This window comes from Pandoraea sp. LA3 (assembly GCF_022696215.1).
In the GTDB taxonomy this organism is placed as follows: Bacteria; Pseudomonadota; Gammaproteobacteria; order Burkholderiales; family Burkholderiaceae; genus Pandoraea; species Pandoraea capi.
Genome location: NZ_PTPY01000026.1, coordinates 21,150 through 35,916, shown reverse-complemented (window position 1 = coordinate 35,916; position 14,767 = coordinate 21,150). Strand labels below are relative to the sequence as shown.

The following is a 14,767-nucleotide window of genomic DNA, read 5'->3' as shown; positions in this document are numbered from 1 at the left end:
GCTAAAACAGACAAAAACACCCGATAACGGTAGAAATGTATGCCAAAACATACATTTCCCGGGGCGGCAGGCTACAGCGCCTTGCGGTCGAATAGGCGCTGAATCCCTGATTACGCCGGCAGTCGCCAGTCGATCGGGGGTTTGCCGTGTGTCGTGAGGAACGCATTGGCGGCGCTGAAATGGCCGCAGCCGAGGAAGCCGCGATGGGCGGACAGCGGCGACGGGTGCGGCGCTTCGAGTAGCAGATGGCCGTGGCCCGAGAGCAACGGCGCTTTAGCTTGCGCATGACTGCCCCACAGCAGGAACACCAGCGGCCCCTGTTGTGCGGCCAGCCCTGAGAGCAACGTGTCCGTACACGCCTGCCATCCGCCTTTCCTGAACGGCTTCGCGTGGCTCGCGGCGTTGCCCGCTTCCACCGTCAGCGTCGTGTTCAGCAGCAGCACCCCCTGCTTCGCCCAGGCGTCGAGATTGCCATGCGCGGGCGGGGCAATGCCCAGATCCCGCTCGATCTCTTTGTAGATGTTGCGCAGCGAGGGCGGCACACGCACGCCACGCTGGACGGAGAAGGCCATGCCGTGCGCCTGCGCAATGCCGTGATCGTCGCCGTGATACGGGTCCTGTCCGAGGATGACGACCTTGACGTCCTTCGGCGACGTCATGCGCAGCGCGTGAAAGATGTCCGCCGGATAGACCGTCTTGCCGGCGTCGACTTCGGCGTCGACATACCGGCACAGCGGTGCATACGCATCGCTCTGCACGAACGGCGCCACCAGCGCTTTCCACGCGTCGGGCAGCGCCTTGAACTGATCCTCGACGTGCCCCTTCAGTGGCCCTGCGACGTCGGAATCGCCGACCGTCATGCCGGTCACGCGCGCGCCGTCCCCGGCCATCGCAGGTGTAGCGGGTGCAGTGGGAGCAGTGGGAGCAGCGGGTGCCAGATCGTCGGCAGCGTCGAACAGCGACCGTTGCGGATCGTCGTGAGACTTAGCGGTCGTCGCGGGGTGCGCGGATGCGGAGGGTGATGCCTTGCGTGAGCGTGATGCCATGCGTCGAGTCAGTTGGATGTGCAGGAGTGCGACGTCGGAAAAGTCGGAAGTGCGTCAGAGAAAAGTCGGGCAGGACCGGCGTATCGCTCAGCCGCCCAGCACCTTCTGTCGCAGACGATAGCCGCGCTGCGCCTTGCTCACGTCGTCGGCGTGCAGTTCCGGCAGCACCGCGCGCAGATCCTGCGCGAGCGCGTTGAGGATGCGTTCTCCCTGAGCGCTGCGGTCGTCGTCGGGAGCGTCGAGCAGTTCCAGTTCCACTTCCATCAGCGGTTCCGTATGACGCACACCTGCCGCCTCCACCGCGACTTCGCCACGGTCGAACGCGATCTCCACGGTCGTGCCGTCGCCCGCGATGTAGCGCCACAGGCGTCGCACGAAATTCGTCTCGAACTGCGCCACGACCCTGGTGCCTTCGTCACGCAATAACGCGGCCGTTGCCGGCATGTCGCACGCGGCGATCAATGGCGCGAGTTCGAGCGCTTCGCCGTGCACGGCCTGCTCCCACTCGTGACGCACGTGCAGTCCGTTGCGCGCCTCACCGACCGACTTGAGCGTTTGCAGCCATTGTCCCGGATGACCGTCGCGCGCGACGTAACGCAGACGCAATGCGGCCTTGGCGCGGGCGAGCGCGAGGTCCGGCGTGTCGAAATAACGATTGACGAGATGACGCTCGCCACGGGCTTCGGCGCCGGGCAGACGGTCGAGATGGGCAATCAGCGCGTTGGCGCGCGGGGCGGGGAGGTCGCCGGGAAGGGCAAGCTTGAGTTCGCGTTCGATGGCCATGGGGCCGCTCCTGTAAGGGGACGCCGGGCGAGCCGGTGTCGCCACCCGTGCAGAAGCGACGCGTCTCGCCGGAGGCCGGGCGGTGTCCAGTGAAGGACACCGCGCCATCGCTCGTCAGAACGCGCCTGCGCGACGCGTTGCGAGACGAATCGGCGATCAGCGGGGCATGTCGAACAGCGTGGCGAGCGCATCGCCCGGCTCGGGCGCGCGCATGAAGGCTTCGCCGACGAGAAAGGCGTTGACGTTGGCTGCGCGCATGCGCACCACGTCGTCACGCGACAGGATACCCGACTCCGTCACGACCAGACGATCCTGCGGAATGTGCTTGAGCAGGCCGAGGGTGGTGTCGAGCGTGACTTCGAAGTTGTGCAGGTTGCGGTTGTTGATGCCCAGCAGCGGCGTGCGCAGTTCCAGACCGGCATCGAGTTCCTGACCGTTGTGCACTTCGACGAGCACCGCCATGCCGAGCTCGTGCGCGAGCGCTTCGAGATCGCGCATCTGCGACAGCTCCAGCGCGGCGGCGATCAGCAGAATGCAATCGGCGCCCATGTCGCGGGCTTCATAGACCTGATACGCGTCGATCATGAAGTCCTTGCGCAGCACCGGCAGATCGCAGGCGGCGCGCGCCGCCCTCAGATACTCTGCCGAGCCCTGAAAGAACTGCACGTCGGTCAACACCGATAGGCAGGCCGCGCCACCTTGCTGATACGACTCGGCGATCTGCGGCGGCACGAAGTTTTCGCGAATCACGCCCTTGGACGGGCTGGCTTTCTTGATTTCGGCGATCACGCCGGACAGGCCGCCATCGATCTTCGTGCGCAGGGCGCCCACGAAGTCGCGCGTGCGAAGTGCGCTGTCGCCAACGGTCGCTTCGGCGTCGCGGCGCAGGCTCGCGAGGTCGCGCACACGCTTGGCGGCGGCGACTTCTTCGGCCTTCACGGCCAGGATCTTGTCGAGAACGGTAGACATAGGGATATTCCGGTGCCACTGAAAGTGACGGAGCTCGCGGGCGAGTGGTCCGTCGTCATCGTGATTCTTGCGCATGAGGCGCGACGTCGCCGCGCTTCATGCGAAAACTTACGCCTTGAAGCGTTGCGTGAATGTGACGAATTCGTGGAGCTTGTCGCGCGCCGCACCGCTCGCGATGGATTCGCGCGCCATCTTGATGCCGTCGCCGATCGTCGCTGCGCGATTGGCCGCATACAGTGCGGTCCCGGCGTTGAGCGTCACGATCTCGCGCGCGACGCCCGGCGTATTGTCGAGCGCCTCGATGAGCATCGTCTTCGATTCTTCCGCGCTGCCGACCTTCAGGCTGCGGTTACTGACCATCTGCAAGCCGAAGTCCTCGGGGTGAATCTCATACTCCGTGACCTTGCCGTCCTTCAGTTCGCCAACCAGCGTGGCGGCACCGAGCGAGACTTCGTCCATGCCATCTTTGCCGTAGACGACGAGCACGTGTTCCGCGCCGAGACGCTCCATCACGCGCACCTGAATCCCGACCAGATCCGGGTGGAACACACCCATGAGCTGATTCGGTGCGCCCGCCGGGTTGGTGAGCGGCCCGAGAATGTTGAAGATCGTGCGCACGCCCATCTCTTTGCGGATCGCCGCAACGTTCTTCATCGCCGGATGATGATTCGGCGCGAACATGAAGCCGATGCCGACCTCGCCCAGACACTGCGCAACCTGCTCGGGGCTGAGCATGATGTTCACGCCCAGCGCTTCGAGCACGTCTGCGCTGCCGGACTTCGAGCTGACGCCGCGATTGCCGTGCTTGGCGACCTTCGCGCCTGCGCCGGCGGCAACGAACATCGACGCCGTGGAGATGTTGAACGTGTGCGACACATCGCCGCCAGTGCCCACGATGTCGACGAAATGCTCGTCCGACGGCGCATCGACGTGATTGGCGAACTCGCGCATGACCTGTGCGGCAGCGGCGATCTCGCCGATGGTTTCCTTCTTCACGCGCAGGCCGGTAATGATGGCGGCCGACATGACCGGCGAGATCTCGCCCTTCATGATGAGACGCATCAGATGCAGCATCTCGTCGTGGAAGATTTCGCGGTGTTCGATGGTGCGCTGAAGCGCTTCTTGCGGGGTAATCATTGGTTGTCTTCTCCTCTGTCGGTAGGGATGGATTCCGTCATGACCGCAGACACGACGCTACACACGGCGGCGGGCGACATCAGGCAGCGATGGCGTTGCGCGGCGCAGCTTGCAGGAAGTTGCGCAGCACGGCATGGCCATGCTCCGACAGAATCGACTCGGGGTGGAATTGCACGCCTTCGACGTCGAGCGTCTTGTGACGCACGCCCATGATCTCGCCGTCATCCGTCCAGGCGGTGACTTCGAGGCAGTCGGGCAGCGACGCGCGCTCGATGGCGAGCGAGTGGTACCGGGTGACGGTGAAACGCTTGGGCAGGTTCGCGAACACGCCCTGTTGCGTGGTTTCGATCTCGCTCACCTTGCCATGCATGATCTGCTGCGCCCGAACGACATTCCCGCCGAAGGCTTCACCGATGGCCTGATGGCCGAGGCACACGCCAAGAATCGGGATCTCGCCGGCGAAGCGCTTGAGCACGTCGAGGGTGATGCCCGCATTGGCCGGGCAGCTCGGGCCGGGGGAGAGGCAAATGCGTTCAGGGGCAAGCCCGGCGATGTCGTCGAGCGTGATTTCGTCGTTGCGGAAGACCCGTACGTCTTCGCCCAGCTCACCGAAGTACTGGACGATGTTGTAGGTAAACGAGTCGTAGTTGTCGATCATCAGCAGCATGATGGTCCCTGTTCGTCTGGTGACAAAGATTGTCGAACGCGTGGAATTTGCGAGTGTCCCCTGAGCGTGCCCCCACATTGACTTCGCGGTCCGCGGGGGAGGGCGCTATGGGGATGAGATAGACGTGGCGGGTTACCGCCACCAGCGCAGGGCAGCGGTCAGGGGCGACCAGAGGAGGGAGGAAGACTGATGCGACTTCATAGTGAGGCGATTGTAGCAGCATCTGCGCCGGGTCGTGGGCGGGTGTCGCAAAAAGCGGCCATTCGACGTGTTTCATGCGCCATCCGCGCGTTTTCTGCAAGAATTTGCGCCTGACGGCGTCGATCGTTCGACGATTCTGCTACGTCGCCCGACCGACGCGAAGCCTTTGGGCGACCCGCGATGGGCCGCCCCGGGACCGTCTCGGGGCGTGCTCAGCGCGCGCCGAGAACGGTGGTGAGCGCGTCGGGCGGCGGCATGCCGTTGGCGCGTTCCACGATCCCCTTGTCGTTGCGATAGACGATACCGGGCGTGCCACGGAAACCGAGTTCGGCCATGAGCCTCTGATTGGCTTCCAGCTTCTGCGCGATGGCTTTCGTGACATCGCGAGCCGGTTTGATCCCGCCCTGCCTGAATTTCTGCTCGTTCTGCGTGAGTGCCGCCGACGGATTCGGCGCACCGAAAATGGCCGCCGCCTTCGTCACGCTATCCGCCTTGATCACGCCCACGAGCACGTGCCTCAACTGCACTTTGCCGGCATCGACCCACGGACGTGCCGATTCCCAGAAGCGGTTGCAGTAGGGGCAGTTCGGGTCGCTGAACGTGTAGACGATGCGCGGCGCGTCCTTCTTGCCGTCCTGCACCCAGTGAGACGACGAGAGCTTCGACCAGACCGCGTCGCCCAGCGGCTTCTCGATGAGCTTCGTGACCCGTTCGACGTCCAGCGGCCTGGCGTCTGCGCCGATGCGGGTGCCGACGATGCCGTTGCCGTCCGGGAGCAAATAGACGGCCATGGGCTGCTGACCGGCAAGGCCCGCGAAGCCGCTCAGGTCCTTGACTCCCGTATCGAACGGTTGCAGCGCCGTTACGCCTTCGCGCTCCAGCGCCTGCAATATGGCGGGCTTCGGCGTTGCGCCGGGCGTGGCGACTGTCGCAGCGGGGGCGGCAGCGGCCGTATCGGCCGACATGCCGGTCGTCGGGAAGCCGAGCGCGATGAGTCCGGCAAGCGAGGGGCCGGCAATGAAAGCGAGAGTCTTGCGAACCGACATGGGTTACTCCTTGGATGGGGACGACGCCGGAGACGCCTGAGATGTGGAAACAGCGGCAGGTGGGGCGGATCGGGATGTTTGCCGGCGCAGGTCGTCCAGCGCGTCGCGCAGACGCGCGGCGGTGAGTGCGCCCAGATGGGCGTCGACCAGACGGCCGTGGGCATCGAAGTACAGCGTGGTGGGAAGCGCGCGCGTCTCGACCGCTCGCATGGCCTGCGACTCGGGATCGAGCAACAGATGATCGAACGTGAGGCCCTGCGACGTCACGAACGCCTCGACCGTGTTCGCCGTCTCGCCCTGATTGATCATCAGGAAGCGCACGTCCGGATAGTCCGCCTGGGCCTGCGCCAGTACCGGCATTTCGCGGCGGCAGGGCGGACACCAGCTCGCCCAGAGATTCATGACGATGGGTTGGCCGCGATGCGTATCCAGCGACACCGGTCGACCCGCGACGTCCGTGAGTGTCAGGGCAGGTAACGGCGGCGCTTCGCGCAGCATGAACGTCAGGCCGACGTGCATGACACCCCAGATCGCCAGTCCGGCCGCCATGCCGGCGACCATCGGTCGTCGCTGTGTCCGGTGTCGGCGTGTGCGCCAGAGTGCCCACGCGAACGCGGTGCCGACACCGGCCCAGACATCGAAGCCGCCGTCGCCGAGTGCGATCATCGACGCCGGCGATACCGCGTAGTCCGGCCACCAGCGCACCACGTACACCGCCCGCGCGGCGAACAGACCGACGGCCAGCGCGTCGAGCAGTACGCTGGCACCCGCGCGCCGCGAAGTGACGTCGTTGGCGCGCAGCGCATATCGCGCGACGATCCACGCGAGCACCGCCGCGGTTATCACGGCTGCGGTCTTCATCGGGAAGGGACCGATGCCGATCATGACGCCTGCGCCGGGTTCGCGCGCTGCGCCGCATCGAGACGGCTCAGGAACGTGTCCACGCTCATCTCGCCGACCATGCGGTGCTCACGCACTTCCTGGCCCGTCGCATCGATGAGGATGAGCGTGGGCGGGCCCAACACGCCCCAGCGCTTCATCAACGCCTGATCGGTGGCGTCGTTCTTCGTCACGTCCGGGCGGAGCACCTGCATCTGCGCCAGACGCGCCGACACCGCCGGATTAGCGAAGACGTTTCGTTCGATGACGTGGCAACTCACGCACCAGTCGGCATAGAAGTCGATGAGGGTCCATTGCCCCTGTGCGGCTGCCTGCGCGATGCGGGCATCGACGTCCTGCACGGACTTGACCCCGACGTACTCGACCGCCCCGGTGTGCTGACCGGCAAGGGGGCTGGCACTGATACCGTCGGCAGCGTATCCGGCGGGTCTCACCTGCGCCAGCGGCCGCACGAACGAGTCGCTGCCCGACGCGGCGCCCACGAGCACCATCACGGACCAGAGGCCGGTCAGCATGCCAAGGAAGACCAATGCCCAGCACGCCGTCTTGCCACGGATCGTCCAAGCCCAGCCCGCGAGACCGACGGCCAGCCCAAGGCCGAGCGAACCCCACAGCGCCAGACCGACGGCCCCCGGCAGAAAGCGGTTCAGCATCATGACGGCCATGCCGACCATGACGTAAGCGAACGCGATGCGCACGCGCACCATCCACGGCCCGGGGCGCGGCAGAATGCGCGCGCCGAACAGCGCGATGGCCAGCAACGGCATGCCCATACCGAGCCCCATCGCGAAGAGTGCACCGCCTCCCATCCACGCGTTGCCGGTCTGGCCGATGTAGAGCAGCGCGCCCGCGAGCGGCGCCGTCATGCAGGGACCGACGAGCAACGCCGAGAGAAAGCCCAGCGCGGCGGCGCTCACGAGACTGCCGCCCGGGCGGTGGCGTCCGGCGGCGTCGAGCCGGTTCACGATGAACGACGGCAGGCGAATCTCGAACAGACCGAACAACGACGCCGCCAGCACCAGAAACAGCGCCGCGAAGGCCGTGAGCAGCCAGGGCGATTGCAGCGTCGCTTGCAGATTGGCCCCCGCGAGCGCGGCGGCCACGCCAACGCTGGCGTACGTGAGGGCCATCGCCACGACGTATACCGACGAGAGCCCCAACGCGCGCACCGGCGAGGGGCGATTACCCACGATCATGGTCGAGACGATGGGGATCATCGGCAGCACGCATGGCGTGAAAGCCAGCATCAATCCGAGACCGAAGAACAGCAGCTTGGCGGCAATGGGGTCGAGCGTCGCGAGCTGACGCGCCGTTTCCTGATCGGCCGCCAGCGACTCGGCGTGGGTGTCGTCGTCCAGCGCGGCGGCCGCCGCCGCTGCGGTCGTGGCCGTGGACGCCGCCACGGCAGCCGCCGTCGTATCGGCATCGGCATCGGCTTCGGGGGTGTCGTGTGCCGAGAGCGCACCGGACGACGGGAACGATGCGGCCGACTCGACCGCTGCCTCCGTCTTGACGAGCGCCTGCGAGGCGTCACCTGAACCTGTCGACGGGACGGCTTTGGGCAACGGTATCCGGAAGGTCTGCGGCGGATAGCAGATCCCTGCCTGCGCGCAGCCTTGCCAATGAAGCACGACATAGTCCGACGTCTGCGCCGGCAACTTCAGCCGCAGATCGTCGTCATAGTAGATCTCCGATTTTCCGAAGAACTCGTCGGTGTGTGGCTTGCCGTCGGAGAGCGTGAACGCGACGGGCTTGCCATGGGCATCCTCCACGCGCAGCGAATGACGATAAACGTAGTGATCCTTAGCAATGCGGCTGCCAATGGAGATGCCACCATCTTCGTACCTTGGTGCATCGAGACGCAGCACCTGCGACGCTTCTAGCACCTGCGTGCCGGACTGCCACGGAAAAGCGGCAGTGGCTGGCGTGACGCGAAGCGCACCGAGCGCGCCGAGCAAAATCACAAAGATGAAAACGATTCGACGAAACAATCTGTCCTCCCTAAACAGTCGAAGCGAGACAGAGCGTGGCGGAGGACGATTAACTGAGAGTTAACGGGCGGCCCGGTGCGAAACGCCGTATCCCCCGAATACACGAAATACGTAACATGTCGCGGTGCTGACAAAAGGTCGCAAAGCGGCCGACGAGAGGCGTGAATCCATGCGAGTACTGTTGGTAGAGGACGATTCTCTGATCGCGAGCGGCATCGTTGCCGGCCTCGCGACTTTGGGAATTCACGTCGAGGCGAGTGTCTGTGGCGAGGCGGCCATCGCAGCGCATGCGGAAAACACGTTCGACGCGCTCGTGCTCGACCTCGGCCTGCCCGACGGCGACGGTCTCGACATCATCGCCAGCGTGCGCGCCGTGGAGCCGGATGTCCCGGTACTCATTCTCACTGCGCGCGACGGCATCGAGCATCGCATCGCCGGTCTCAATGCCGGGGCCGACGACTACATGGTCAAGCCATTCGATCTGCGTGAACTGGCGGCGCGTCTGCATGCATTGGTGCGCCGTACGCAGGGTCGCGCGGCGCACGTCATCGAAGCGGGTCCCCTGCGTCTTGATCCGGCGAGCGGCCTCGCGTGGCTCGACGGCGCGCCCGTCGAACTCTCCCGCCGCGAAGTCGACCTGCTCGCCTATCTCGCCAGTACCCGGGGCCGCTGGCTGTCGCCCGACATGTTGCACGTGCGCTTGTACGGCATGACGGAGCGCGTCAACAGCAACGTGCTGAACGTTCACATTCACAATGTGCGCCGCAAGCTCGGCGGCGACGCGATCCAGACCGCGCGCGGCCTCGGCTACCGGCTGGGATGGAGCTTGTCATGAGTCTTCGGCTAAGGGCGGTACTGATCGCCGGGGTGGCGCTGATCGTGCTGTGGATGGCGGCAGCGGGCTGGATGATGCGCGGCGTGCGCGCGAGCCTCGACGATGCGCTCGACGAACGTCTCGCGATGTCGGCGACGATGGTCTCGGGACTGATGGCGCGTGCCGCGTTCTCGCCGCATACCGAAGGCCGGGACTGGGGCGACGTGATCCGTGCGGGAGCGGGCGACGGTATTGCCTGCGAAATCCGTTCGTTACAGGGCGCGGTGCTGGCGCATACCGACGGCGGCCCGCAATCGTCGTCGCTTTCGCTACCGACCGGCTTCAGCACACGCGAGATCGATGGTCGCCAGTGGCGCATCTACGTGTTGCAGGACGCGGGCGGCTATCAGGTCATGACGGCGGATCTCGTCGACCGGCGCGCCGTGCTCACGCGCGACATGCTGCGTGCTGCTGGCGTGCCGTTCCTGATCGCGGTCGTGGGCGGTCTGCTCGCGCTGTGGATCGGCATCGGACGCGGGCTCCAGCCGTTGAACGCGTTGCGTGTCGCGCTCAGGCACAAGCGCACCGACGATACGACGCCCGTGGATATCGGGCAGGCACCGACCGAACTGAAGCCGGTCGTCACGGCATTGAACGGGTGGCTGGATCGTCTGGCGACGACGCTGGCGGGACAGCGTGCGTTCACCGATGGCGCCGCGCACGAACTACGCACCCCGCTCACCGCCGTCGACACGCACTTGCAGGTGGCGGAGATGACGCAAGGGCATGCTTCGAAGCTGGCGCTGCAACAGGCGAGTGCGGGGGTGCGACGGCTGCGCCATACGCTGGATCAATTGATGACGCTCGCGCAGACCGAAGCGCCGGTGCACGCGCACGACAAGTGCGAGTCGGTCGGCAGCGTGATCGACGACGTGCTCAGCGAGTGGGGGGAGACGGATCGTTTCGTCTTCCGGATGGCGGGTGTGGACAGCGGCTCGGCGTTGCCGCGCTCGATGCTCGGCACGGCGCTCAGAAACATCGTGGACAACGCCATGCGGTACTCGCCCGAAGGCAGCGAAATCACGTTGACGGTGCACGCCGACGAGGTCCACCGTCGCTACTGCATCGAAGTGGGCGACCGGGGGCCGGGGCTCGCCCCCGAGCAGACGCTCAGGCTCGGGCAGCGATTCTGGCGCGGGGATCAGGGGCGCAAGCGGGGCGAGGGCGCGGGGTTGGGTATCTCCATCGTGCAAGCCATCGCGAGACGATTCGATGCGACGCTGGAGTTCACGCCACGTGAGGGAGGCGGCTTACTGGCAAGGTTGTATGTGCCAACGGGCGGATGAGGTGACGTGACGGCGGCGACGGGACGGCCGCCATCACGCCGCATTCAGGCATTCAGGTCGTGGACTTCGCCTTCGCCGCCCGCTTCGGCCCTGCCGTTTTCGTGGCACTTGCGGTTTTCCTCGCGGGAGGCGTCGCGGTCGCCGAAGCTTCGCGGCTTGCCGCACCCCGCGTCGCGCGGGGCTTCGTGTGCGGCTTCGTGCGCGTCTTCGTGGTTACCCCCGTTTCCGCTTCCCGCTTCTGCGCCGCGTGCTCGAACACGTCCAGCACGCGTTCCAGATCGCTTTGCTCGCCATCCTGCAACGGCACGGCGAAACTCAGATCCCGCACGGCCTTCGCCACCAGACGGATGTGCTCGGGTGACGCCTGCGCGAGCATCCCCGGAATCGCTTCCATCGCGGCATCGGGCGCCATGCGCAGCAACCCGGCCTGACGGCGGATGATCTCTCGGAAACGCTCGATGGATATCTGCGCGTCGCCGCGCGGCAACGACCGCGCGAGGTTGAACTGACGTTCGTCCGCCTCGCCATGCAGACGGTGCACCCAGAGCAGCGCGCGTATACCGGCTTCGAGCACGCCGCCCTGATGCAGTTCGTGACGCCGCAGCGCCAGTGCTTCCTTCACGAACGCCACGTGCTCCGGCGATGTGCCCGGATGCACGCGCACTGCCGTGCCGTCGCTGCCATGCAGGCCCGCCAGCGCCTGCACCCACGGTTGCCCGTAGATCAGCTCGAACGCCTTCTCGTAACCGTCGTCGCGCACGTCGCGATAGAAGTTCAGCGACTGTTCGATGGCGCTAGATACCGCCGTCTCCAGTGCGAGGAACGGATTCTCGGGAGATACGGGATGGCGCGCGTCCCGCACACGCTCGGCCTTGTCCGCAAACGGCACCGCGAACGGATTGCGATCCGACCACAGCTCATAGCTCACGCGCAGCGGATGCAGCACCCGCATCCAGTAAGCCGAGGTCGGCGTCACCATGGCGCGCACCCACGGCTGGACGAGGCTGCGGTAAAGCCCGAGGTGGATGTCGGACAGATGCGCTACCGCGGCAAACCGCTTATCGCTCTCCGTATCCGGTTGCACGATGGCGCGGACATCGTCGACGCTGCGCCGCTGGATCGACATCACGTAGTCGCCGTCCGCCAGTTCGCCGTGCAGCGTGTCGTCGGTCTTGTCGGCGATCTGCGCCTGATAGATGCCGGCGGGCAGCACGTCGATCAGATCGATGTTGTTGACGAACTTGCGGTGCTCCTTGCGGCCCGTACTACCCGAGACGAAGATGCCGAGGTGTCCGATGCTGTCATGCGTTGCGTACACGATGGTCTGGTCGTGACTGAGGACTTCCGCATCGTTGCGATACATGTCGGTGACGAAGCCGAGGGCTTGCGGCGGTGGCGTGATGTTGTCGCCGTAGGAGCAGAACACGACGATGGGCGAGCGAATGTTGCGCAGGTCGAGCCGGATGCCGTCGCTCGTGATCAGCTCCGCGCTCGTGAGCCGGTTGCCCACGAAAAGATTGTCGACGATGTACTGCATCTCCTGCGCGTTCAGGAAGACATGGCCGCCCCAATACTTTTCGAAGCCGAGATAGCGCGGCGCTTCGGTGTCGACGTTGGCATACAGGTGATACTTCTTGCGCCACAGTGTGTTCGCCGGATCGAGGTTTTCGAAGTTCTCGACGAGCCACGCGCCGTCGAAGCGGCCGTCGCCCAGATCGCTCGTGAGCGCAGTGAGCCAACTGCCGCCGAGCAGGCCGCCCGAATAGCGCATGGGGTTGCGTCCGCGCCAGCCGGCCCAGTAAGACAGCGGCGCGCCCGCTACGATGATCGGACCGAACAGTTCCGGTCGCATCGCGGCGGTCATCAAAATCTGCCACCCCGCCTGACAGTTGCCGATCACCGCCGGTTTGCCCGCGCTCTCCGGGTGCAGCGAAATCACCTTCTCCAGGAAGGCCGCTTCCGCTCGCATGACGTCTTCCACCGTTTGCCCCGGCACGGGGTCGGGCAGAAAGCCGACGAAATAGCAGGGATGTCCGGCGCGCAGGGCGGCGCCGATCTCGCTGTCGGGCTTGAAGCCGCCGATGCCCGGGCCGTGCCCGGCGCGCGGATCGACAACCACGAACGGACGTGCGTTGGGCAGCGTGGGCGTGTCTTTGGGCGGCACGATGCGCATCAGGCTGTAGTTGCAGGGGCGCGGCAGTTCATGCCCGTCGAGAATCACTTCCGAGGCGAAGTCGAGCACGTTGGGAGCCGACTCGGCCAGGTGTTCCTGATACTGATTGCCGCGCTGGCGCATGACATCCGCGAACAGGACGCTGCGCTGCCAGGCATCGACGGCGTACTCGGCGGCAGCGGCCATCCACGGCAGGTGGTTCAGCCACGGATTGGCCGCGAGCCACGGGGTGTTGCCGATGCTTGAGGCAGTAGCGGCGGTAGCGGTGGTACTGGCGGTGGCGCGACGCGAAGCGTTGCGTTCGAGTGCGGCTGACGAGGTTGACGAGGCTGACGAGGCGGACGGGGCTGACGACTTGGCGGGCATGGCAATGACCTCACAAATCCGGCATGACGGGGTGGGCGAACGCCGCAAAGATCGCGAGTGCTGCAAGCGCCGGGCGGGGAATCGCCGGATGCGCCGGAACCCGGCCAATCCCCTGCGCGCGGCAGACGCAATGAGACGCTACGCCATCGAACTGAGCGTGCGGCGAAAGCGCCGCAGCGAGACGGTGAAGAACACGGCGCCGATGACGGCGAGCGCCAGGAACTGCACCCACACGACGCCGATCCCGGCGCCACGGAACAGAATTGCCTGACCCAACTCGACGAAGTGCGTCGTGGGCGCGGCGAGCATCACGTCCTGCACCAGCTTCGGCATGCTCTCGCGCGGTGTGTTCCCGCCGGAGAGCATTTGCAGCGGCAGCAGCACCAGAATCAGCAACATGCCGAACTGCGGCATCGAGCGCGCCAGCGTGGCGAGAAAAATCCCCATCGACGTGGTCGCAAACAGATGCAACGTCGCGCCGAGCAGGAACAGGGCCACCGAGCCGCCTATCGGCACGTGCAGCGCGCCGCTCACGATCAGCCATAACGACATCGCCGCAGCGATCAGCACCACCAGTCCCATCGACCAGACTTTCGCCAGCATGATCTCGGTCGGTGTCACCGGCATGACGAGCAAGTGCTCGATGGTGCCGTGCTCGCGCTCACGAATGAGCGCCGCACCGGTGAGAATGATCGACAACATGGTGATGTTGTTGATGATCTGCATGAGCGAGCCGAACCACGCGCGCTCCAGCGTCGGATTGAAGCGCACGCGCAGCGCGAGATCGACGGGCAACTCGGGCGTCGCCCGGTATCGCTGAAGGAATTCGCGCACCTCAGACGATACGATCTGCTGCACGTAACCACTGCCGGAGAAGGCCTGACTCATGCGCGTGGCGTCGACGTTGAGCTGCACTTCGGCGGCGCGTCCGGCCAGAACGTCGCGCTGGAAATTCGGCGGAATGTTGAGCGCGAACGTGTAGGCGCCCGCGTCCATGCCCCGGTCGACGGCGTCTGCCGTGATCATTTGCGGCGTGGTGAACTGCGGCGGATAGAACGCCGAGACGATGCGCTGCGAGAGCGGCGAGACGTCTTCGTCGACGATCGCTATGGGCGCCAGATGCAGCGTGTCGGGCTGCGCGGTGGCGGCCGAATATACCGACGCCGTGAACGTGTAGATGATGAGCACGAGCATCATCGGATCGCGCACGAGACTCCACAACTCCTTCACGCCGAGCCGGTAGATGTTCGCGAGATGTCGCAACCACGGATGTTTGCGGCGCGGTGGCGCGACGCTCGCCGTTGACGGTGGCGTTGGTGGCGAATCAG

12 protein-coding genes are annotated in these 14,767 nt (G+C 65.6%); 2 read left to right on the top strand and 10 right to left on the bottom strand.

Features of this window, described 5'->3' with window-relative positions; genetic code table 11:
- Positions 1-110 precede the first annotated feature (110 nt).
- The 8 genes from C5N93_RS07575 to dsbD form a co-directional block, all read right to left on the bottom strand.
- The gene (locus tag C5N93_RS07575; RefSeq protein ID WP_242558849.1) at positions 111-860 is read right to left on the bottom strand and encodes a uracil-DNA glycosylase; all 750 of its coding nucleotides are present in this window, start codon (positions 858-860) and stop codon (positions 111-113) included.
- A 273-nt stretch (positions 861-1,133) separates the two neighbouring features.
- Complete coding sequence (locus C5N93_RS07570) at positions 1,134-1,829, bottom strand: CYTH domain-containing protein (protein ID WP_242558812.1); 696 nt, start codon at positions 1,827-1,829, stop codon at positions 1,134-1,136.
- 156 nt (positions 1,830-1,985) lie between these two features.
- A complete protein-coding gene (gene trpC / locus C5N93_RS07565; RefSeq protein ID WP_242558811.1) occupies positions 1,986-2,798 on the bottom strand; it encodes an indole-3-glycerol phosphate synthase TrpC in 813 nt (270 codons plus the stop codon).
- A 108-nt stretch (positions 2,799-2,906) separates the two neighbouring features.
- Positions 2,907-3,935, bottom strand: coding sequence for an anthranilate phosphoribosyltransferase (trpD, locus tag C5N93_RS07560; RefSeq protein ID WP_069343492.1), 1,029 nt, complete (start codon positions 3,933-3,935; stop codon positions 2,907-2,909).
- Positions 3,936-4,014: 79 nt separating this feature from the next.
- Positions 4,015-4,602, bottom strand: a complete 588-nt coding sequence (locus tag C5N93_RS07555) for an aminodeoxychorismate/anthranilate synthase component II (protein WP_242558810.1) — start codon at positions 4,600-4,602, stop codon at positions 4,015-4,017.
- Between the two features lie 413 nt (positions 4,603-5,015).
- Positions 5,016-5,849, bottom strand: a complete 834-nt coding sequence (dsbG, locus tag C5N93_RS07550) for a thiol:disulfide interchange protein DsbG (protein WP_242558809.1) — start codon at positions 5,847-5,849, stop codon at positions 5,016-5,018.
- 3 nt (positions 5,850-5,852) lie between these two features.
- Entirely contained in the window at positions 5,853-6,734 is an 882-nt protein-coding gene (locus C5N93_RS07545) for a TlpA disulfide reductase family protein (RefSeq protein ID WP_242558808.1), read from the bottom strand.
- A complete protein-coding gene (dsbD, locus tag C5N93_RS07540) occupies positions 6,731-8,740 on the bottom strand; it encodes a protein-disulfide reductase DsbD (RefSeq protein ID WP_242558807.1) in 2,010 nt (669 codons plus the stop codon). The genes C5N93_RS07545 and dsbD overlap by 4 nt, the downstream gene beginning before the upstream one ends.
- 169 nt (positions 8,741-8,909) lie before the next feature.
- Between dsbD and C5N93_RS07535 the strand changes: the two genes are divergently transcribed.
- Positions 8,910-9,575, top strand: a complete 666-nt coding sequence (locus C5N93_RS07535) for a response regulator transcription factor (RefSeq protein WP_242558806.1) — start codon at positions 8,910-8,912, stop codon at positions 9,573-9,575.
- The gene (locus C5N93_RS07530; RefSeq protein WP_242558805.1) at positions 9,572-10,900 is read left to right on the top strand and encodes an ATP-binding protein; all 1,329 of its coding nucleotides are present in this window, start codon (positions 9,572-9,574) and stop codon (positions 10,898-10,900) included. Before C5N93_RS07535 ends, C5N93_RS07530 begins: the two co-directional genes overlap by 4 nt.
- Before the next feature lie 52 nt (positions 10,901-10,952).
- On the opposite strand, the gene C5N93_RS07525 is transcribed toward C5N93_RS07530, so the two are convergent.
- Together C5N93_RS07525 and C5N93_RS07520 are read right to left on the bottom strand one after the other, a co-directional pair.
- Positions 10,953-13,259: a DUF3141 domain-containing protein gene (locus C5N93_RS07525; protein WP_242558848.1), complete on the bottom strand. Its 2,307-nt coding sequence runs from the start codon at positions 13,257-13,259 to the stop codon at positions 10,953-10,955.
- A gap of 318 nt (positions 13,260-13,577) precedes the next feature.
- The gene (locus C5N93_RS07520; RefSeq protein ID WP_242558847.1) at positions 13,578-14,702 is read right to left on the bottom strand and encodes an ABC transporter permease; all 1,125 of its coding nucleotides are present in this window, start codon (positions 14,700-14,702) and stop codon (positions 13,578-13,580) included.
- Positions 14,703-14,767: the final 65 nt, after the last annotated feature.

Bases quoted from the DNA above. Each gene is read 5' to 3' on its own strand.
- C5N93_RS07530 (WP_242558805.1), top strand. From the start codon at position 9,572: ATGAGTCTTCGGCTAAGGGCGGTACTGATCGCCGGGGTGGCGCTGATC.
- dsbG (WP_242558809.1), bottom strand. From the start codon at position 5,849: ATGTCGGTTCGCAAGACTCTCGCTTTCATTGCCGGCCCCTCGCTTGCC.
- C5N93_RS07555 (WP_242558810.1), bottom strand. From the start codon at position 4,602: ATGCTGCTGATGATCGACAACTACGACTCGTTTACCTACAACATCGTC.
- C5N93_RS07535 (WP_242558806.1), top strand. From the start codon at position 8,910: ATGCGAGTACTGTTGGTAGAGGACGATTCTCTGATCGCGAGCGGCATC.
- trpC (WP_242558811.1), bottom strand. From the start codon at position 2,798: ATGTCTACCGTTCTCGACAAGATCCTGGCCGTGAAGGCCGAAGAAGTC.
- C5N93_RS07575 (WP_242558849.1), bottom strand. From the start codon at position 860: ATGACGGTCGGCGATTCCGACGTCGCAGGGCCACTGAAGGGGCACGTC.
- trpD (WP_069343492.1), bottom strand. From the start codon at position 3,935: ATGATTACCCCGCAAGAAGCGCTTCAGCGCACCATCGAACACCGCGAA.
- C5N93_RS07570 (WP_242558812.1), bottom strand. From the start codon at position 1,829: ATGGCCATCGAACGCGAACTCAAGCTTGCCCTTCCCGGCGACCTCCCC.
- C5N93_RS07525 (WP_242558848.1), bottom strand. From the start codon at position 13,259: ATGGCCGCTGCCGCCGAGTACGCCGTCGATGCCTGGCAGCGCAGCGTC.
- C5N93_RS07545 (WP_242558808.1), bottom strand. From the start codon at position 6,734: ATGATCGGCATCGGTCCCTTCCCGATGAAGACCGCAGCCGTGATAACC.